Origin of the sequence: uncultured Paraglaciecola sp. (genome assembly GCF_937123705.1) — a bacterium.
GTDB lineage: Bacteria > Pseudomonadota > Gammaproteobacteria > Enterobacterales > Alteromonadaceae > Paraglaciecola.
The window spans coordinates 36204-56277 of record NZ_CAKZKO010000031.1; the positions used below are offsets into that span (position 1 = coordinate 36204).

The 20074-nt window shown below is 38.7% G+C and carries 21 protein-coding genes and 1 pseudogene; 8 read left to right on the plus strand and 14 right to left on the minus strand.

Translation table 11 applies throughout. The features are described 5' to 3' along the window. Nucleotides 1-5: 5 nt before the first annotated feature. A complete protein-coding gene (locus tag Q0688_RS04395; RefSeq protein ID WP_299073546.1) occupies nt 6-1829 on the plus strand; it encodes a DUF885 family protein in 1824 nt (607 codons plus the stop codon). A 422-nt stretch (nt 1830-2251) separates the two neighbouring features. Further along, nucleotides 2252-3709 (plus strand): PEGA domain-containing protein, encoded by a 1458-nt coding sequence (locus Q0688_RS04400; RefSeq protein WP_299073551.1) that lies wholly within the window; start codon nt 2252-2254, stop codon nt 3707-3709. 350 nt (nt 3710-4059) lie between these two features. Here Q0688_RS04400 and Q0688_RS04405 read toward each other — a convergent pair whose 3' ends face one another. The 4 genes from Q0688_RS04405 to Q0688_RS04420 form a co-directional block, all read right to left on the minus strand. Continuing rightward, a complete protein-coding gene (locus Q0688_RS04405; RefSeq protein ID WP_299073553.1) occupies nt 4060-4305 on the minus strand; it encodes a CopG family transcriptional regulator in 246 nt (81 codons plus the stop codon). Continuing rightward, nucleotides 4295-4558, minus strand: coding sequence for a BrnT family toxin (locus tag Q0688_RS04410; RefSeq protein ID WP_299073555.1), 264 nt, complete (start codon nt 4556-4558; stop codon nt 4295-4297). The genes Q0688_RS04405 and Q0688_RS04410 overlap by 11 nt, the downstream gene beginning before the upstream one ends. Before the next feature lie 132 nt (nt 4559-4690). Next, on the minus strand, nt 4691-4999 hold the full coding sequence (locus Q0688_RS04415) for a hypothetical protein (RefSeq protein WP_299073557.1): 309 nt from the start codon (nt 4997-4999) through the stop codon (nt 4691-4693). A gap of 108 nt (nt 5000-5107) precedes the next feature. Further along, nucleotides 5108-5578, minus strand: a complete 471-nt coding sequence (locus Q0688_RS04420; protein WP_299073559.1) for a hypothetical protein — start codon at nt 5576-5578, stop codon at nt 5108-5110. Nucleotides 5579-5893: 315 nt separating this feature from the next. Here Q0688_RS04420 and Q0688_RS04425 point away from each other — a divergent pair. Then, nucleotides 5894-6841, plus strand: a pseudogene (locus Q0688_RS04425) (integron integrase). 290 nt (nt 6842-7131) lie between these two features. Here Q0688_RS04425 and Q0688_RS04430 read toward each other — a convergent pair. From Q0688_RS04430 to Q0688_RS04445, 4 genes are all read right to left on the minus strand, one after another. Next, nucleotides 7132-7416, minus strand: a complete 285-nt coding sequence (locus tag Q0688_RS04430; RefSeq protein WP_299073561.1) for a helix-turn-helix domain-containing protein — start codon at nt 7414-7416, stop codon at nt 7132-7134. After that, on the minus strand, nt 7409-7756 hold the full coding sequence (locus tag Q0688_RS04435; RefSeq protein WP_299073563.1) for a type II toxin-antitoxin system RelE/ParE family toxin: 348 nt from the start codon (nt 7754-7756) through the stop codon (nt 7409-7411). The genes Q0688_RS04430 and Q0688_RS04435 overlap by 8 nt, the downstream gene beginning before the upstream one ends. Nucleotides 7757-7834: 78 nt before the next feature. Next, the gene (locus Q0688_RS04440) at nt 7835-8458 is read right to left on the minus strand and encodes a tyrosine-type recombinase/integrase (RefSeq protein WP_299073603.1); all 624 of its coding nucleotides are present in this window, start codon (nt 8456-8458) and stop codon (nt 7835-7837) included. 148 nt (nt 8459-8606) lie between these two features. Then, complete coding sequence (locus Q0688_RS04445) at nt 8607-9140, minus strand: hypothetical protein (RefSeq protein WP_299073565.1); 534 nt, start codon at nt 9138-9140, stop codon at nt 8607-8609. Nucleotides 9141-9543: 403 nt separating this feature from the next. Here Q0688_RS04445 and Q0688_RS04450 point away from each other — a divergent pair, with 403 nt between their 5' ends. Together Q0688_RS04450 and Q0688_RS04455 are read left to right on the plus strand one after the other, a co-directional pair. Continuing rightward, nucleotides 9544-11721 carry a TonB-dependent receptor gene (locus tag Q0688_RS04450; RefSeq protein WP_299073567.1) on the plus strand — a complete coding sequence of 726 codons (2178 nt, stop codon included), beginning with the start codon at nt 9544-9546 and terminating at the stop codon, nt 11719-11721. A gap of 62 nt (nt 11722-11783) precedes the next feature. Next, the gene (locus tag Q0688_RS04455; protein ID WP_299073569.1) at nt 11784-12989 is read left to right on the plus strand and encodes a PepSY domain-containing protein; all 1206 of its coding nucleotides are present in this window, start codon (nt 11784-11786) and stop codon (nt 12987-12989) included. 425 nt (nt 12990-13414) lie between these two features. Here Q0688_RS04455 and Q0688_RS04460 read toward each other — a convergent pair whose 3' ends face one another. Further along, the gene (locus tag Q0688_RS04460; protein WP_299073571.1) at nt 13415-14227 is read right to left on the minus strand and encodes a hypothetical protein; all 813 of its coding nucleotides are present in this window, start codon (nt 14225-14227) and stop codon (nt 13415-13417) included. A 290-nt stretch (nt 14228-14517) separates the two neighbouring features. Between Q0688_RS04460 and Q0688_RS04465 the strand changes: the two genes are divergently transcribed. The 3 genes from Q0688_RS04465 to Q0688_RS04475 all read left to right on the plus strand — a co-directional run bounded on the left by Q0688_RS04465 (nt 14518) and on the right by Q0688_RS04475 (nt 15648). Then, the gene (locus Q0688_RS04465) at nt 14518-14973 is read left to right on the plus strand and encodes a hypothetical protein (protein ID WP_299073572.1); all 456 of its coding nucleotides are present in this window, start codon (nt 14518-14520) and stop codon (nt 14971-14973) included. Between the two features lie 83 nt (nt 14974-15056). Further along, the gene (locus Q0688_RS04470) at nt 15057-15317 is read left to right on the plus strand and encodes a hypothetical protein (RefSeq protein WP_299073573.1); all 261 of its coding nucleotides are present in this window, start codon (nt 15057-15059) and stop codon (nt 15315-15317) included. Beyond that, nucleotides 15301-15648 (plus strand): Fis family transcriptional regulator, encoded by a 348-nt coding sequence (locus Q0688_RS04475; protein WP_299073575.1) that lies wholly within the window; start codon nt 15301-15303, stop codon nt 15646-15648. Before Q0688_RS04470 ends, Q0688_RS04475 begins: the two co-directional genes overlap by 17 nt. A gap of 34 nt (nt 15649-15682) precedes the next feature. Here the strand turns inward: Q0688_RS04475 and Q0688_RS04480 are convergent, their stop codons facing one another. The 5 genes from Q0688_RS04480 to Q0688_RS04500 all read right to left on the minus strand — a co-directional run bounded on the left by Q0688_RS04480 (nt 15683) and on the right by Q0688_RS04500 (nt 20073). Then, nucleotides 15683-16231, minus strand: a complete 549-nt coding sequence (locus Q0688_RS04480; protein ID WP_299073577.1) for a prepilin-type N-terminal cleavage/methylation domain-containing protein — start codon at nt 16229-16231, stop codon at nt 15683-15685. Between the two features lie 92 nt (nt 16232-16323). Beyond that, nucleotides 16324-16539, minus strand: coding sequence for a DUF3820 family protein (locus tag Q0688_RS04485; protein ID WP_299073579.1), 216 nt, complete (start codon nt 16537-16539; stop codon nt 16324-16326). Further along, the gene (locus Q0688_RS04490) at nt 16532-18334 is read right to left on the minus strand and encodes an ABC transporter ATP-binding protein/permease (RefSeq protein WP_299073581.1); all 1803 of its coding nucleotides are present in this window, start codon (nt 18332-18334) and stop codon (nt 16532-16534) included. Before Q0688_RS04490 ends, Q0688_RS04485 begins: the two co-directional genes overlap by 8 nt. 39 nt (nt 18335-18373) lie before the next feature. Further along, nucleotides 18374-19465: a GGDEF domain-containing protein gene (locus Q0688_RS04495; RefSeq protein WP_299073582.1), complete on the minus strand. Its 1092-nt coding sequence runs from the start codon at nt 19463-19465 to the stop codon at nt 18374-18376. Between the two features lie 8 nt (nt 19466-19473). Continuing rightward, nucleotides 19474-20073 (minus strand): ABC-type transport auxiliary lipoprotein family protein, encoded by a 600-nt coding sequence (locus tag Q0688_RS04500; protein ID WP_299073584.1) that lies wholly within the window; start codon nt 20071-20073, stop codon nt 19474-19476. Between the last annotated feature and the right edge of the window lies 1 nt (nt 20074).

Here is a 20074-nt window from a genome sequence, read left to right on the forward strand (position 1 = left end):
TTTACATGAATAAAAAACATCTTGGCCTTGCTGTGGCTTTTTCACTGGGATTAGTCGCCTGTGGTCAGCCAAATACAGTACAAAGTCAAAAAGTAGACAACGGCAGTGTGATAGTAAGCGAATCTGAGTCTGACAAAGCCAATGCGCTGTTTCAAACCTATTTTGATGAAAGCATGCAGATGAACCCTATTGCTGCAACCTACGTAGGTATAAGTGATTACAATGACCGCTTTAGCCCACCTATTAATCAACAAAACCTTGCTGAGTCTTTGGCGTTTGAAAAACAGTATTTGGCCAAAATACAAGCCATTGATGCAAGAGCGTTAACTGGGCAAGATTTGTTAAGTTACCAGATATTCCTACAAGATCGAAAAATGGCGATTAAAGGTGCGCAATTTCCAGGTCACTTGATGCCAATTCATCAAATGGGTGGCGCCCATACCTATTTTGCCACTTTAGGTTCGGGTAAAAGTGCTCAGCCATTTAACACCGCTAAAGATTACCGTAACTTTATCAGTCGAGCACAAGGCTTTGCCACTTATATGGATAGCGCCATAGTTGCCATGCAAGAGGGCATACAAAAGTCTATTGTGCTTCCAAAGCCTTTGATCGCAAAAGTGTTGCCACAGTTGCAAGTGCATTTGCTCGAAGATGTCACTCAAAGTGTCTTTTATGGACCTTTAGTGATGCTAAAGGAAAATGCCAACATAACAGATGCTGACAAAACGCAGATCACCCAAGATTACGCTGCCACAATAAAAAACGTGATTATTCCGGCTTATGCTCGTGTTCACCAGTTTATGCAAGATACTTACTTAGCAAAAGGCAGAGATACCTTTGGTTTAAACGACTTGCCAAATGGTAACGCTTGGTATGAATATCGTATCGAAACCAATACGACTTTGCCGTTAACGGCACAAGATATTCATACTTTTGGTCAACAAGAAGTCGCGCGTATTTTAGCGGAAATGACCAAGGTGAAACAGACAGTTGAGTTTGCAGGTGATTTACCAGCGTTTTTCGAATTTTTACGTACCGACCCACAATTTTTCTTCGAATCTGAGCAAGCCTTAATTGACGGTTATACCCAAGTCAAACAAAAAATTGATAGCCGTGTGCCTATGTTGTTTGAGGTGTTTCCTAAGGCCGACTACGAAGTGCGCGCAGTAGAAGCGTTTCGCGCAGCATCATCGGCTGGTGCCAGTTATCAGAGTCCTGCACCCGATGGTTCAAGGCCGGGTATATTTTATATCAATGCATTTAACTTAAAAGCTCAACCAAAATACTTAATGGAAACCTTAAGTATTCACGAAGCCGCACCGGGTCATCACTTCCAAATTGCCATTCAACAAGAAGTAGAAAGCCTGCCAGATTTTCGTAAATTTGGTGGCTACACAGTATTTGCCGAAGGCTGGGCCTTGTACGCCGAAAGTTTAGGCAAAGAAATGGGCTTATTTACCGACCCTTACATGTGGTACGGCCGTTTATCTGATGAACAACTACGGGCGATGCGTTTAGTGGTGGATACTGGCTTACATGCGTTTGGCTGGACACGGCAACAAGCGATTGATTTTATGGTAGACAACTCGTCTCTTGCCCTAACCGATATCGAGGCCGAAGTAGAACGTTATATTGCTATTGGCGGCCAAGCGGTGAGTTACAAAGTAGGGCAACGGCATATTAGGATGCTGAGAAACAAAGCGCAGCAGAGTCTTGGCGATAAGTTTGATGTGAAAAAATTCCATACCCAAGTGTTAGTCGATGGTGCCTTGCCCATGCCCATTTTAGAAGCAAAAATAGATAAGTGGATTGAACAACAGAAGCGTTAACTTGAGGGTAGGAAGCTGAACTCGGATGTTAGGCTTCCTAGCTTGAATAGATTTTTCATAGACTGCAATTAAGCGATTTGCAGAAATTGAGACTCAGTTACCTGTATGACAACTCCAGCGCCAAAGCCGACATTGGCGATGTAAATTCAAGCTGAATTTTGACTGTTGTTTTGTGCCGTAGCCAGATCGTCGAAATCCTGTTGCTGAACGATCCCATCATACGTAAAGCGGACAATTGGTTTTAAGTAGAATTTGATAAAACGAACGATAAAAACGAACGTTTTGCTGACAGTCACCTTTGGTGTTCCTAACGTTGGATAATGAAAGCTCTAGACCGTTCCTTCAAAAATTTAGAAACGTCCATGGGTTTGAACAAAAGTGTGATAATCTGTAATCGATGCAACGTAAACAAGGAAACGTTAATGATATATTTTAGCAAAATAACTTCAAATCCTAAACACTTACTATTCCTTTTTCTTCTCACAATCAATGGTTGTTCAAGCATTGAATACCAAGTGCATCCAGCATCAATTTTAGAGCAAAACAAACGTTTAGAAAGGGAAACTGTTGAATTTAGTTCTGGCAGAAACTTGAGTGTAAAAAACTACAAGATTTTAAATCCGAAACAATCTAAATTTGATATCGAGCTGAATGAAGTTATATCGAAAGCCGACTTCCCAATTTATTTATCGGCTATTAAGAATAATACGACAGTTTTTAAGCCAAAACCTTGGCTTAGCACTGATGAAATCATCTATATATATACTCTGGAACCTCTGAATATTGAGTTTTACCTTCAACGAAATAACCACTTCCACTACAGTTTTTTTTCATCACATAGTACAAACTTTGTAGCTTTTAATTGTGAGACCACTAGTCTAAGCCTCTTTGAAGAACAATGTTTATTTAATAGCGGCGGTTCGAAGCACTATACTGGCGTTTATAAACTACCACGAGCAGAAGGGGAAATAGATAAAAAAAGCGTGGCTAGTGAGCAAGATTTAGACTCCCTTGCAATGTCTGTTTTACGAGAAAAAATAATTAGGGGACGAAGACTGTATGATGATAGTCCTCTTCGATTTATAAACAGTCCAGTTAGGGTTACATCCAACTTTTCAAGTGAAGATATATCAATACTCAACTTACCAGAAGTACTGGATTCAAAAGTTTTAATTACCCCAGATGGCGCACAAATCATATTTGAGGTCCTGGACCTCAGATACAGTTTTACTAAGTCTTACGATTCATTGGGTATTCCTAAAGAATATGAAAGCCTTATTGAAGATTATATTGATGTCAGAAATTATTCTGTTTTGGTTAAACATCAGAATGAAGAGCAGCGGGCCAAAATTAGTGTTTATGACAGCCAGAGATTGCTAGCAAAGATTCAAGAAATTGAATCTCTTGGTTTTGCATATTTGAGATTAACGGCTAACGAAGAAAATGTGAATGTTATTCTTAACGGACAAGAAGTTGGCCAAATTTCAAGCAATCCTTTCGTAGGAAAAGTCAAGGAAGGAAAACATACATTAATGGTACGGAAACCATACTTCGGGACAAAAACAATTCAGATAAATGTCACAGAGAATGAAGCATTCGCATATCACTTCGATCTAATTCCTTCTGGAAACATGGATGAAATGATGGGAACTGGACGAATTATTCAGTCAACGGGCGTACTAACAGTTCTGACTTCTCGAAATGACGTCTCAATTTTTATAGATGGTGCTGAAAAGAAACCACCCTTTACACTTCCGGCTGTGGCTAGTGGTAAGCATAAACTAGTCATTAAAGTTAATGGTAAGGAATCGATAGTTTTGGCAGAGGTCCTTAAAGATAAGTCTACCGTAATAAGTTTAGATGACTATGATATTTATTGAAGTTACGCCCGACTTAAAGACAGACTGTCGGCAATAAGTACACTTTGATCATTTGTGACCTCGATTTTGCACCGAATCGAATGTTTGAAAATGGTCTGAAGCAGATCGGCACAGGTAAGCAAGTCAGTATCGGCTATTCACTCATTTCAGATAAATAAAACGAAAAAACTCGAATGTCTGCTTACTGTTACAAAGCTCACTTACTATTTGAACTAAACGGCAACTCCAGCGCCAAAGCGGTCGTTCGGAAGAGAAATCAAAAGCTAATTTTGAATCGTTAACGCTCAAATAACAGGCTTAAAATAGTTTGCTAAAATGTTGAGGAACGAAACAGCAAACTGTTTTAAGTCCTAGTTGATTTGCTTGTTAGCAGCTTGTTGCTCCAACCTTTCGACTAGCCAAACCTTGATAATGGATTGTCGTGTTACACCAACACGGCTCGCCTCTTTATCAAGAGAGTCAATTACCCAAGATGGAAAATCAACATTCACTCTTTTCTGTGTTTGGTTAGGGCGGGATATAGTTGATAAGTCTAAATCTTCAAGTATATCGTCTTCGTTAGCATCGAACTTTTGATCAAATTGTTCAGCTTTCATATATTGATACCTCCGCTTTACGTGAGCGTCTAACCGAGATAATTCTAATAGTGTCTTCACGATATGTAATAACAGCAGACCAGAATTTACCCGCAATAGTTCCTATAACTAAGTAGCGTTGCTCACCTTCAGATTTAGCTTTTACTTGAAGTAAATCAGGATCAGCCCAAAGTTCTTGAGCATCAATGAAATTTATTCCATGCTTATCGAAGTTGGTGCTACTTTTATTTTTGTCAAATTCAAATTTATACATAGGATAAAAAATATACCTTTATCACTCAAATGTCAATTTAAATACTGAAATATGAAAAGCTGCTAACGCTTAATATCTGGGGGTTTTAGGACCGCTTTTTCAGCGAGTAAAATTCCCACCATGATGTTTTTGTTATATGCCGTTCAGCATAAAAACAAACTGAATAAAACACAACAAAAACAAGAACATAAAAACTTTAAAAGTGTTTTTATACTTCTTAGTAAGCTGCGCTGCACTTGATTTATAAATGGGAAAATTTTCAGGCTTACCAAACAAAATACCGATAAATTGGTCATGATATTCAAAGCCGGAACGCAATGATAAAACGGTATTTTCACCTAGCAAATGTACTTTAAGTCTCACGTAGTAAAACATAAAGCTTAAAAAGCTAACTGCTAGAAACATAAATGTTAGAAGAGCCGAAACTATTTGAATATTCATGGGAATATCATAGGCATATAACGCCTTACTAAGCGGCGCGAAAAAGTTGGCTAAAATGTACGAGGAACGAGTGCTAGCCAACTGTTTAGCGTCCGTTTGAGTAACTTGTTAGGGCTTTGGACTCGGTATTTTGGTTATCAGGTCTTTTACTAAACCACTCATTTTTTCTGTTGGTGATGCTGGTGATTTACCAAAATCTAGCTCAATTGGTGTTATAGCCTTTAGTAAAATATCCATTTTCTCAATATCCCCACCAGTGAGTTCTAATGCATCAGCTGTACTTAATAAGTGCTGGGACAATCGCATATGATACCTAGCTAAATTGAACATAATTTGAATGCCGTAAACTCCGACAGCAACTGCACCAACCCTTACAATGCCACTCCCTACAAGAAAGAAAATAAGTGTATTACCATCCACAGAGCCGCTAACTTCTGTACCTTGATAAGAACCGAAAACAAATAATGTAGCCAACATTACGATAAGTAAAATTATCAGAACTACATTCATATTATAAATTCGTTGAGAATGTTCGGCTCTCGATATTATTCTCTGTATAGTTTTATCTAAATTTTCCATTTGAAACTCCATTTTCGAGAAAGCCCTAACAGCTTATTATGTAGAATCCACAGTAACATCCCAGTTTCTACGTCAATTAATTTCTCTAATCTAACTAATAATCAATGAGTTGCAAAGCAATAAGCCCATAATATTTACCTGCTCAATGGGATATTACTGAGAAGTTTCAGTAATATCCGAGCACTTTTTACAATTAAACCAACAATATCAATAGCATAGGCTGAATCTACTCCTTTTATTATGGATTTTACTGAGACTTCTCAGTAACACCCTCAATTAAATAACAAGGAGATTTATATGGCACGCTCACCTTTTATGGAAAGTATTAGGCAGGCACTTCGAACTAAACACTACTCATTTCAAACTGAAAAAACCTATTTGACATGGATTAGAAGATTCATCTTATACAATAAAAAGCAACATCCTAAGGATATGGGGGAGCAGGAAGTCACAAACTTTTTAACGCATCTAGCCGTAAACAGGCATGTTACTTCTTCAACACAAAATTTAGTCTTATGCTCCATCGTGTTTATGTACAAACATGTTTTAAATAGAGAGCTGACGTTACTTCCAGATACCATTAGAGCTAGAGCACCTAAAAGAGTGCCGACCGTTCTGTCCCATGACGAAGCAATGAAAATCATCAATTCAATGTCCAATAATTACAAGCTGATGTTTTCTTTGCTATATGGCTGTGGCCTGAGAAAAGCAGAGCTATTAAGCCTTCGTATTAAAGATATTGATTTTGGCTCTAAAAATATCTTTGTATTTCGTGGAAAAGGTAGAAAGGACCGAGTAACGATGCTGCCTGACGGCCTAGTCGAGCAGATAAAGTCTCAAATTGAAAAGGTACGTGCTATCCATGATAAAGATATTGCTGAAGGGGAAGGCAAAACTAGCCTTCCAACTGGTTTAGCTTGAAAGTACTCTTATGCTATTACAGACTTCAAGTGGCAGTACCTTTTTCCATCTAAAGTGAGGTGTAAGCATCCTGTAGATGGTTATTTTTGTCGTCATCATTTGCATTGGACTTCACTTACTAAAGCGCTGAGAAAAGCAGTAAAGATGTCTAACATTCACAAGCATGTGACTGCTCATACATTCAGGCACTCGTTTGCCACACAGCTACTTAAAAGCGGCACCGATATTCGCACGGTTCAAGAGCTACTTGGTCATACAGACTTAAAAACAACACAAATTTATACCCATGTAGTAGGTCAACATTCGTCTGGAACGATAAGTCCTATAGATAGAATATTATAAGTAAAGTTAGCCGGATTTAATGTCCGGTTTTTATTGTTGATAAAGTAAACAGTTAAATTAATTGAACGAAATAAATTTCAACTTTTAGCTATTCGGCTTACGATCGATTTGCCAGAACAGTTATCATTATCACTGATTAATCGAATTTCCGGAAACTGTACGAAAGTGCCCTAAAGGCCAATTTCTAGGCTTGACCAGTGTAATAGCGGACACTTAGCGACTTAAGTCAGAACGTATCAATATCGAAAAAAACATTTTGAAAGCATGGGTGATAGCCGCTTATCCGCTCTTTATCCTAGAGCTCGCATCACCGCTTTTGGCTCTTTTGCGACTACATTTAATAAGGCAAGTGCTGGTCCATGTGGGTTGCGGTCACCTCGTTCCCAGTGACGTAAAGTTGAAACACTAATACAAAATTTTGAAGCGAACTCCATTTGCGTTAAACCCAAATTGCGGCGAATTTCGGCAACGTTAACCTCTGGCGCGCGGTGAATTTTAGCCGCTACCTTTTTACCTTCTGTGAGCTCGATTGCTTCTTGCAAACCTTGAGCAATACTATCGAATGCATTAGTCATTATATTTCTCCAAAGCTTTTTTAGTTAAAATACCAACTAGCTTAGAAAGCACATTTCTGTCTGATTTTGCTAAATTAGCTTTTTCATTTTTTCCAAATATGGTTAACAAAAACAGAGGTATTCGTTCGTCGTGGTAGTAGTAAATAACACGTACGCCACCACTTTTACCTTTGTTCCCCTTACTCCAACGTAACTTCCGAATACCGCCAGTACCCTCCATCACATCACCTGCTTTTGGATGTTCAGACAAGTAATCGATAATACCTCTGCGCTCAGATTCACTTAAAAGTGCTTCCGCTCGTTTTATGTATTCAGGTAATTCGGCTATTGTCGATCTCATGGGCCTATAGTAATCCAATGGATTACTATAGGCAATCTTTAAATAGTGAGCGCAAAATCTATATCTGAGGGAACGCTTTTAAATATCGATGCTCTCAGAAATCTCTAAAGCATCATCAACTTCAATACCCAAATATCTAACCGTACTTTCTAGTTTTGTATGTCCGAGTAATAATTGACAGGCTCTAAGGTTCTTTGTCTTTTTATAAATCAGCGATGGTTTAGTTCTGCGCATCGTATGGGTACCATATTGGGTTGAGTCCAAATTTATCGACTCTATCCAATCATCGACTATACGCCCGTATTGGCGCGTGGATATATGATCAGATTTTGTTTTACGAGATTTAAAAAGAAAATCTGAAGTGGCTAGTTTATCTCGAAGGATTAGCGCTTTAACTGAATCGCGCGTATTTTTTGTAATTTCAAATTGGACGGTTTTGCCAGTCTTTTTTTGAGTGATCATCGCTCGTGATTGAATGCTCGTCCCCTGCGCAATGTCACGGACTTTTAGTGAGACTAGATCGCAGCCACGTAATTTACTGTCCAAAGCCAAGTTAAAAAGTGCAAGGTTTCGGACATGCCCTGATAACTCCAGCCTGACTCTAATCGCCCATATTTGTTGAAGTTTAAGCGCCAGCTTTTGACCAACTAATTTATTTTTATTCCAAGGTTCTCGCTTCTTGTAGATTGCTAATGGGTATATAATCGTACTCGAAAGTTATGGTGTACAATTTTTAAGCAATACAGGTGCCAGTTAGAAAATTTTTAATTTCGGAAGCAGCGCCAAAGCGGCCGTTAGAGGAATAAATTAAGATTTCACTTATGTAGAGTTTGTCAAACTTTTAAGCGCTTCAATTAATCTGAATTTTCTTTATTTTATATACAAACTCTGGCTTATTTACGTACGTCATAGCCCTATCCCATAACGGGTTTGTGCGGTCTCTAAGGTTTTCAGCAAGTGCCTTGATTTCGGGTGGGGCATCCGCTCTAAAAAAACTTTCGTTGCCTCTATTTTTATCATAGCTAACGCCAGTAATTTTAAATTGTATACCCTTAACTCTTTTCGCTTTTTGTTGCTCTATATCTTTATGCGCGGTTTCCCATGTAATAGCACGAATAGCTAAAAAATAATCTCGCTCATTAAAGTTTCCATTAACTGCAAAGTCAGATTTTGGTGGGTATTTCGGAGTTATTCTTCTTTTAAATAATCCACCGTTTACGTAACGGAAATGTAAATCGTCATCAGACATTTCGTATCTTTGACAGTCAACAATATCGACCCAATGTCCTTTTGACTTTTTTATATACTTCTTCACAAATAGAACGGCAGTAGCTTCTTCTGTTCCTGCATATTCTAAATACTTACTTAGTAACTTCTTATCCATTATTGTTTTCTTTGAGTGCTTATTGTGAAATTTTGAACTAATTGTAGAAGCTCTATGCTATAAAATTTCCATGCCCTGTATAAATGTAAGTACCTTAACGCCGTTCAACATCTACTACGTTTTTTTCGTGTTACTAATTACTCTAACTAATTCAAGTTAGTAAAATCGGATGCAAGCTACAGCGCCAAAGCGGACATTGGCGCTGTAAAATCAAGCTGAATTTTGACTGCTGTCTTGTGCCAAAAGCGGAAGTTAGAAGTAGCTTGAAAAGGTATTATTGATGGTCTGTTGAGCCACCAAGCAGTCATTCAAGTTAGTTAATTTATTCCCCCATATTACACTTGAAATAATATCCATTAACAGCTTGCATAAATAGTGCTAATACTTTAAGTTACAGTTCCTAATGAAAAAGATAATCGTTCGCATTAAGGTTGCTGTTATTATTATGAAAACTAGAATTACTTATTTACCATTTAAAATGTCAATCGTCACATTCGCAATACTGCTTGCGTCAACCACAATAGTTCAAGCTGAAGAAAAGCTTGTTACTGAAGATATTGAAGTAATAACAGTAAAAGGAAGAGCTGCTCAATTCTATTTTGTAGAAGAGTCAACAATGGCAACGAAAACACCAACTGATTACATGGACTTACCACAATCAGTTCAGGTATTAAGCAAAGAGCTAATAAGAGATCAAGCAGCACGCCAAACTTCTGACCTTTACCGTTCAATATCGGGTGTTACCCAATTTAGTTACTCTGGCATCACCGCTAGAGGATTTAGGCAAGATCAAGTTCGTTATGATGGTGTTCAAGGAGACCCGTATTCAGGTTTTTCTATTCCACAATTATTCAATGTTGAGCGAGTTGAGGTATTAAAAGGGCCAACAGGCATGCTTTATGGTGCTGGACAGCCTGGAGGCTTGTTAAATTATGTTACCAAAAAGCCTAAATTTTCTCAGCACGCTGAAATTGCATTATTCACAGGTAACGAAGAGCTTTTTGGTGCTTATGCTGATACGACAAATGCAATAAATGAAGAGGCAACACTGGCCTATAGGCTTGGTGGATTTTACCAGAGCAAGAAAGGATTTCGAAATAATACCGATGAAACAAACACATTATTGTCGTCTGGCCTCACTTGGTTGGCTACAGATAATGTTGACCTAACTTTTCAGTATGATTTTATCGATCAAGACCTAGATGGACACCGTTTAAGAGGTGTGCCTGTTGATGATAATGGAAATTTTTTAACTGATATTAGTTACAGCCCGAATGAAAAAACAGATTTTCAACGTTTAACTGCTGATGTATGGCAAGTTATTGCGAATACACAAATATCTGACAAACTAACAAATAGTACAGTGTTACGTACTTTAGATAATGAAAGGACTCAAAACTATCATGAAAATAGAGGGTTAGCTGAAGATGGACGAACAATGACCCGTGAGTTTCGTGATCAGTTAAGAGAGAATACTGAATGGAGCATAACCACAGATTTTGTTTATCAAACCACTACTGGTGATGTTGAACATATATTGTTATTTGGTGCTGATTACTTTAATAGTGAATCACATTATGAATCTAAACTTGGACGTGGTGCTCCTTCATTAATCCCTGATATTGATATTATTAACCCGGTATACGGTGCCAATCCAAATGATTATCTACTATTAACACGCCCCGATTCAGACAGCAAAAGTAATCGTCTTGGAATTTATATGCAAGATCAAATACGTTTAAATGAACATTGGTTAGCTATCGTTGGAGTAAGGTTTGATAAATTTGAAGATAAAAGTGTAACCGATAATTTTACATCATCAGATGATAATTACAGCCCACGTATCGGTGCTATTTACCAACCGAATGATGAAATGTCTGTGTTTGCTAATATAACACAAGGCTTTCAACCACAGAGTTTATATAACCAAGCAGAATCTAGCTACGACAATGATGTTATTGGAGATTTAAAAGCAGAAACCAGTACTCAACATGAACTTGGTATTAAAAATGAGTGGTTAGACAGTAGTTTACACACCACTTTTACTGCTTATCATATCGTGAAAGAAAACGTTACGAGTTGGAACCCCGAAGATACAGGCATCAACGATGGTATTCCGGCTATTGTACAAATCGGTGAAGTCACAAGTGAAGGTATTGAAATAGATATTGTTGGGGATTTCACTGAAACTTGGACTGGTACTGTCAATTATGCCTACAACAAAGCTAAGATCACAGGTGGTGCTCCAGACTCTATTAGTAATTCAGTCGGAGACGAGTTTGTGAATGCACCTGATCATACTTTAGGTATATGGACACGATGGGATTTACCTTCAATAAATTCAGCTTTTGCTCTTGGTACAGATTATGTAAGTGAACGTATTAGTTTAAGCGGTCAAAAAGTAAAACCTTACACCGTGTGGGATGCCAGTTGGCGCAGCACTATCAATAAATTTGAAATTCAGCTTAACCTGAAAAATATACTTGATAAAGAATATGCTACGAGTGGGTTTAACAAGCGAAATGGTCATTTTCCTGGTGAACCTCGTAGCATACAGCTACAAGTGAGTTACGCTATATAGCTTAAATAGCGGGTATTAAATTTTTATTTCTACCCGCTTTACTTTGTTAACATTTAAATATTATGAATAGAAAATCATGGTACAAGTGGCATAGTTTAGCAGGCATTAAACTCTCTATATTAATATGCTTTATTTTATTAACAGGCACATTGGCTGTTATTTCACATGAAATAGATTGGTTAATCAATAGTAGTCAAAGAGTTTTACCCTCTGTTTCTTCTTCAAATATTAACTGGTCTCAGGTATACAAATCAGCAAAAAAACAAGACAGTAAAGCACAGGTAGCAAGTATTAGTGCTCCTATTGATGATTGGTTTGCTGTAGAAGTTATTCGGGTGGATGCTCAAAAACAGCGTTATCGTGAATTTTATCATCCTGCAACTGGACAGTACCAAGGACAGGGGCGATGGTATAATTGGCAACGTTTTTTTAGAATGTCTCATCGGCATTTAATGATGCCTACAATTTATGGCGTTACTATTGTTTGTATTGTTGGCCTTGTCATGTTTTTCTCTCTTATATCTGGTTTTTTTCTAATTCCTCAATGGTGGAAAGGCTTTTTTAGGAAACCAAGAACCAATAATAAGAAAACATTTTGGAATGATTGCCATAGACTTTTCGGCTTATGGTCTAGTTGGTTATTATTGACTGTTTGTATAACAGGCATATGGTATCTAATTGAAGTTTGGGGTGGTAATGCGAGTTTCCCCGAACAAACAATACCGGCGGCTAATAAAGTTGAGCAAGGATTAATTAAAACATCACCAGCTGTTTTTGAAAAAGTGATAAAAAGTGTTTCTACATACCATGACTTAAATATTAAACGTATTATTCTGCCTACAAAGAAAGAGCAATTAATAATTGTTCAAGGACAAAACGATACACTCTTAGTTAGAGATAGAGCTAATAATGTTATCTTTGATGGTACAAATGGTTATTACCTAACACGCCGTATCGCAAATGAACAATCCTTACATGTAAGAATATCTGAAGCGGCAGACCCTCTTCATTTTGGTGTTTGGGGCGGTATATACACTAAGATATTCTATTTTATATTTGGTAGCATTTTATGTGCATTGGCAATTTCAGGGACTTATCTTTATGGGTTGCGGCATTATAATTCACATCGTGATGAGTTCTATATTGCTCTAAAAGCATGGAAAGCATCATGGCAAGGAACCGGGTACTGGAAGTGGGTGTCTTTAGTATTAATAGTTGTAATGTTTATTCTAACGTCACTTATTTTTACCAATTCTGTCTTAATATGAGATTTAATCAGAGGCGCTTTTAAGGCATGAAAGACATATGTGATTAATATTAACGTTCAATATCTGAATCCTAATGACCGCTTTGAGCTTGGGTAAGACCGTCAGCTTACTAACCATTTAATGTCCGTTGCTCGCTCTTTGCAGACTTAAACAATCGAAAAATTCCAATGTCAGCTAACTGTTACAAAGCTGTCGCCTAACAACTGTAATCTGAACGACTGCTCTTGGCACATTAGAGCCAGTCAACGGGAGTTTACCAACTCAATAATGGCTCTCTTTTTGAACCGCTTTTCCTTGGTTGACTCGGAGTTCTCTGTGGTTCAATTTCTTATAACTTTTATTGACACTTACTAAAAGTAGCGTGTTTCTGGCTAAAGGAGTGCCAGAATGATGGGGGTTGGTAAAACGAACTCAGCCATTCAACTCTATTGATTAAAAACCTTTGGATACAGTTCACGTGCCGGTTGGCTTTCATATTGATTTAATAAATCGCTGAATATTGTGTCATTTAATATATTGTCTAGAGATCGAATGATGTCTGTTAGCTTGTGGTCATTTTTACGACAGCAGTCTTGATAGTATGTAATCAAGTGGGTCAAAGTTGTATGGTGTTTAAGCGTTAATAATTTATCTGCTTCAACAAAAAAATAAGCCCCACCCCAATAAGCCGCAGGGTATTGCTTGTTGTCCATTAGCCTTTTAGCAATAGACGCGGCAGTTAAATTACTATTAAACCAACGAAGGTGTGGTGCTATTTTGTGTTGGTAATTTTCTTCTAGTGTTCCTTTTAATACACCGGATTTTGCCATGATTTGATATTGCATGTAGCTGGCAAAACCTTCAGATAACCAACGATACTTTGGCCCTAAATAGGGCAGAGCCATATGGGCTAGTTCATGATATATAGTCCAGTCATTCACAAATTTTGTCAGGCCAAATCGCGTATCCACGTGAAAATGTATGCTGCCTTTGCCGTTTCGTTGAGTGTACGCCCAAGGTACAGGTTGATTGGATTTTTTTGGGTAGATGTGTAATTCAAGGGGGGTTGGGTAAATGCCTAAGGTAGCGCGTGTCGCATTTACTCCTTGTGTTAGCCAGCTTTCTAACATCTTGGCTTGATTGTTTTTGAAGCTAGATAACCCATGGACTCTAAATTGATCTTCTGTCACAGCCTTCGCGTGAATCGAGAGCGTCACTAACAAGATACTGATCGTGAGTTTGATGTAGTTATTTTGCATTGATTGTGTCATCTATGTGTTACAGACATAAAGTATCTTGAAATAGTCAATTGCTATTGTAGCAATTTGCATGGCAAGCGCTGCGCCATATCTATTGTCTTCGTTTCGCACTAAGCCAGTTGTCGTTTGAATATTGTAGAGGAAACGTTGAATAATCATGCTTTTCCTCAATGAGCCAGACAAACACAGGCCAGACATTGTAAAGACCGGCAGACGTTAAATTCTATTGCTTGTGTTTTGTAAATCTGCCCACATTTTATTTTTATGAAAGTTAAACATGTCAGTAATATATGAATACAAGGTTAGGCAAATGTTTAGCCGTGTTTTTTGCCGCCTGCTTTTTGGCGATACAATTTAATGCTGTCGCTGACGTTAATACTGAACATAATAGTAAACAAATTTTTCATGTCGAAGAAGTCGATACAAGTGCAATAAATAAGGGTATTGATATTAGTGTAATCGCTGCGCAACAATCTTCATCAAAGCAACATTATTTATCCCAACAGAAAACAAAACGTCAGCAACAACGTCAGTTTCTTACAGGCATTGAGCGGCATGTAGAACATGCGTTTCGACAAGTTATGTTCGGATCTCAATCTGCTATTCGTCAAGATTACCAAGACAGGTTATTTACTACATTCAATTATCGACAGTTACTTGCACTGTCTTTTAACGTCAATCCTATTTTAATCCCAACCATTAGACAGGTTCACATCGATGAATCTGACTCAAACCTCCTTAGTTAATCATAACTAGTGGGCAATTGTTTATTGCCTGATAAATTTTCTGATTTGCGGAATGTCCGCTGACTAATTTGTTGAGAGATATAATGGATACTTTAATTATTTTCTTGCATGTATTGAAGCCTTGGTTGAGCTTTGTTGCCTTTATTTACTTTTGTGTAAAAATGACAGGCTGGGCTAAAAATAGAAAGGCGGGAGCCATTGCCTTTGGTTTGTTTTTCCAAATGATCCTGCCTGACCCTTGCGCGCAAACTACCATGGAAGCAGTGGTAGAACGCAAACAAAAAGTTAAAAAACAACAAAGTGGAGATAAACAACCTAAAGATGAAAATGAACAAAACGGTTAAAAAATTAGACAATAATGTGGTCAAGGCACTAACGGTTGTTTGCGAGATGGCTAAGCAAGAGATAGTGGGTTTCCAGTGGTTAACCCACTCAGCCGATTATGCTAATTTTCCTGCCAGTTTAATGGTGACTTGTGTATTTGATACCGATGCGTCACTAAAGCAGCTGTTAATCTCGAAACAAGACGTTGTGCTACGCAATCACATCCAAAGGCAACTTTTAAAAGCGGGTATTTTGCTTAAAGGTAATAGACGCCATGTGTTTTTTGACAGCGAACAAGCTTGTCAGCTGGCACATAATGGTGACTGGAAGCGCAGGTTAGCGGCTAACTAAGCCGCTATGAAATACAATCTGATAAATTAATGATTCAACAGCCAGTTGTAATATAGTCGATAGTAGGGAGGTCACCAGCATTGCTGGCCGGGTTGTATATCAAGTAACAATTTGTGGCGACTATAGGTACTTGATTTATGTATTCGCCAGATGTCCAAGTAAAAGACGCCATAGTGACATAAAAGATGGTTTCATTATTATTGGTTGACCATATCCATTCTGATGCAAAGCTGTCGCTCATGGCTTTTGAAATACCATTGCCACGAGAGCCTGATGGATAGCCATATCTTGTATCAATGTCAGGCGTACCATCCCCGTTTAGGTCTACCTCTCCTTCTTCCTCATTTAATTGTCCTTGAATTGCTGATTTGGCATAAACTAACTGGCTTGCAGATTTGATGGAACTGCCCATAGATTTCAAAACAGAAAGGTTTGCTTCACCGCTTAAATCAATAAACCGTGGGGCGGCGACTGCCGCTAAGATCCCGATGATAACAATGACAATGATTAACTCTATGAGTGTGAAACCGTTTTGTGCCGCGTCGTTTTGTCTATCTAACTTGAAAGTATGTGTTTTATTCATTTTCATTCTTTTTTAAATTTCCCTTTTTATATTAAAAAAATCAACAAAATTAATACGTTATATGGTTTGAAAGGTCACAGTATACGGGACTATTAATCGCTTTGTAAAAGCGGTGCTAACATGGTTTCTAACCCATTAACTTTTATTTCGTGGATCAGAGCCAGTTGCTGGCCTAATTTTCCTTCAGGAAAACCTTGGTTATTAAACCAAACCAAATAGGGCTCGGGCAAGTGCAATAGCTTGCGGCCAGCATATTTACCAAAGGGCATGGTTTGGTTAATGGCCTCTAGCAGCAATTGATTATCCATTGTGCACCTCTTGGGATTGATGATTTTGTTGAGTATCCCACAGTTTTTTATAGGCGCCGTTTAGGTCGAGCAGTAGCTTATGGCTACCTTGTTCAACTATGCGCCCATTGCCCATCACTACAATTTTATCAGCATCCACAATAGTCGATAAGCGATGGGCAATCACTAGGCTAGTGTGACCTTGAGATATTTCTTTTAGCGCGCTTAAAATGGCTTGTTCTGATTGGCTATCGAGGGATGATGTGGCCTCGTCGAAGACTAAAATAGGCGGACGTTTTAGTATGGTTCTGGCAATGGCGACTCTTTGTTTTTCGCCTCCCGAGAGTTTAAGGCCACGCTCGCCCACAGTGGTTTTTTCAGCCTTGGGAAGTGAAGAGATAAAAGTGCGCAGGTGAGCTAAATCGATAGCTTGTTGCACTTCGGCATCGGTTGCATCGGGGCGGCCATAGCGAATATTCTCTAAAATAGTATCGTTAAACAGCACTGTATCTTGGGGCACTATGCCAATAGCTTTGCGTAGTGAGTGTTGATTCACTTGACTAATATCTTGGCCGTCTATGTGAATTTGACCTTGTGTTGAGTCGTAAAATCTAAATAATAATTTCACTAAGGTGGACTTGCCCGAGCCACTTTCGCCTACCACTGCTACTTTTTGCCCGGGTAATATGTCAAAGCTAACGTCATGCAAAATAGTGCGATCGGGGCGATAACCAAATTGCACCTGATTAAAGGTGATTTTTCCTTGGTTAATAATCAAATCTTTGGCGCTTTCATCTACAGGTACGCTGGGGCGTTTATCTAAAAGATCAAAGAGGTTTTCGATATTGGCTAAGGAGCCGCGTATTTCTCGGTACACAAAACCTAAGAAATTTAAGGGCATAAATATTTGCATAGTAAAGGCGTTAATCAATACAAAGTCGCCTATGGTCATGGTGCCGTGGGCTACGTTATAAGCAGCCAAAGCCATCATGCTGGTCATTGCAATGGCAATAATGGATGCTTGTCCGCCATTTAAGGCAAATAGCGATAAACGATTTTTGCGTCTTGCCGATTCCCAACTGGCTAAGTCGCTGTCGTACCTGTTGGCTTCGTAGCTTTCGTTGTTAAAGTATTTAACGGTTTCGTAATTTAATAGGCTGTCGATGGCCCGAGAGCTGCTGCTTGAATCGGCTTGATTCACTTCCCGTACGTACTTAGTGCGCCAGTCGGTGGCTCTGACTGAAAAGCTCACATAAGTCACCACAGAGACTAAAATGATAAGCGCAAAACTTACCCCATAATTGTAAAACAATACCCCAACAACTACGGTTATTTCAAATAGGGTAGGGCCAATATTAAACACTAAAAAGCGCATTAAGAAACTGATACCGCTAGTGCCGCGCTCTATGTCTCGGGATAAACCACCGGTTTGCCGGTTGAGATGAAAGTCCAAGTCCAAATTATGTAAATGCTGAAATACTTGTAATCCTAAGCGGCGCATAGCCCGTTCGGTAACGCGTCCAAACAGGGTGTCCCGTATCTCGCCAAACAACACATTGGCTAAACGCAACAGGCCATAAGCAGCGACTAGGCCAAATGGCACGATTAGCAAGGTGTTGTTTGTGTCTTGATTAAGCGTATCCACAGTATGTTTAAGCACAAAAGGTAAGTAGATGCTGGCGGTTTTGGCGGCAATTAAGCACAGTAAAGCGAGGGCTACTCTGACTTTGAATTCCGTTAAATAGGGCCAAAGTTTATAAAATATACGCCAGTTTATAGGCGTGTCATCAAGGATTGGGTGACGATTAGAGCGCATAAGTTAAGAGCTTTACCTTAGGAGTGACGGCTGATTAGGTTATGAGGATAAAATACAGCGATTTCGTCCTTGTTCTTTGGCTTTAAATAGCTGGCTATCTGCCAGTGTTATCGCTTGGTTTATTGTATCAGTCGAAGTGAGTTGATGTAATCCAATACTTATTGTGATGCTGAAAGATTTGTCTTTATAGGTAAACTGGGTGTTTTCAATTTTACTACGGAGTTTTTCTGCTAATTGCATGCCTTGGTTACCCTTGGTTTCGGGTAACAAAAATAAGTATTCTTCACCTCCCCATCTTGCGAGTGAGTCTTGTTTTCGCAGCACAGATTCAAAAATTTCGGCGACTTTTTTGATGACAGTATCGCCCATATCATGGCCATATTGATCGTTTACTTTCTTAAAATAATCGATATCACACATCATTAAAGTTAACGCATTTTTATAGCGTTGACTTCGTTCAAACTCTTTTTGTAACTCTTCTCCAATGCCGCGGCGGTTTAATAATCCTGAAAGAGCATCGTGCTTGGCTTGTTTCTCTAACTGCTGGTTCAGTTCTTGGAGCTGTTGAAATGAGTTTTGTCTAATATATTCGTACAGCCAAAATAAACATGAAACAGTTAAAAAGGAATAAAGTAGCCGTGACTTAAACTCAAAGGTGTAGGACGTTTGAAGTAACGCATCATTTGGATAAAATAGTAGCAGGCTTAACACTAAAACGAACATCCCTAAGTTGCGGATGCCATTACGTATACCGCCGAAAAATAAGGTGACTGGTGGTACAAGGTAAATCCATAGTGGTCCTGTGCCGTTGACACCCCCAGTGTGAACAAGATAAAGCATGACTAGCATCTGAGCGCTAGTAAATAAAATGGCGGTGTAGGTATAACTGTTGGCTATTTTTTTTGAACGAAGAAACAAATGAATAATAAAAAGCACTGAGCTAGAAGCCAACAATATAATGCCTAGCAACCAATCTTCTCTGAGAAAAGCAACAAGACTCATGATGAAGCCGATACTATAGCCAATTAAGCCAAATATATTGGCAACTAGGACCCGTTGGCTTGCCTCTAGATCGTTGGAGTGATCTTCAACAATAATCAGGTAATTTTGAAAAAACCGTCTAAATTGCATTAATGGTATTAATCCGGCAAAGCCGCAATATCCTCTTCAATTTGTTTTGACAAAAGCACAACCAGTGACCTGAGTTGTTCAACGGCATGAGCGTATCCATCTTGTGTTAACTCGGACTCGAAATAGAATGCATGACTCGACCGAGCGGTATTTCTGTTGTTACCATCTTTAGAACTAGGATTAGATAAGGTATATCTACCAGAACTGATAACACTTGATGTATCTGTAACATGAAAGTGATCTAGCTGCACGCTTATTGTCACTTCAGTCTGTGCAGAATAAGGAGGCGTATATGGCATATAATTTCTTTGGCCATAGGTATTTAGATCTTGCAACAGTGCTTTATAAAAAGACGATTGCAATGTCTCCGCCCATAAGTCTTGCCGTGCGTAATGAAGTTGGTTCTGATTAACTTGCATTACTAGGCTTGATTGTTGCAGGTAGTCGGCAATGCTAAGGGGCTGTAATGCAGCGGTGGGCTTGCTCGCATCATTTATAGATATGGGGTGGGATTCAGGTGTATGTAATAGGTAGTAATGGATATTTACTGGAGCAGATGTACAACTGCACAACAACAGCAAACATAAAAAAACAGATCGCAATTGCATG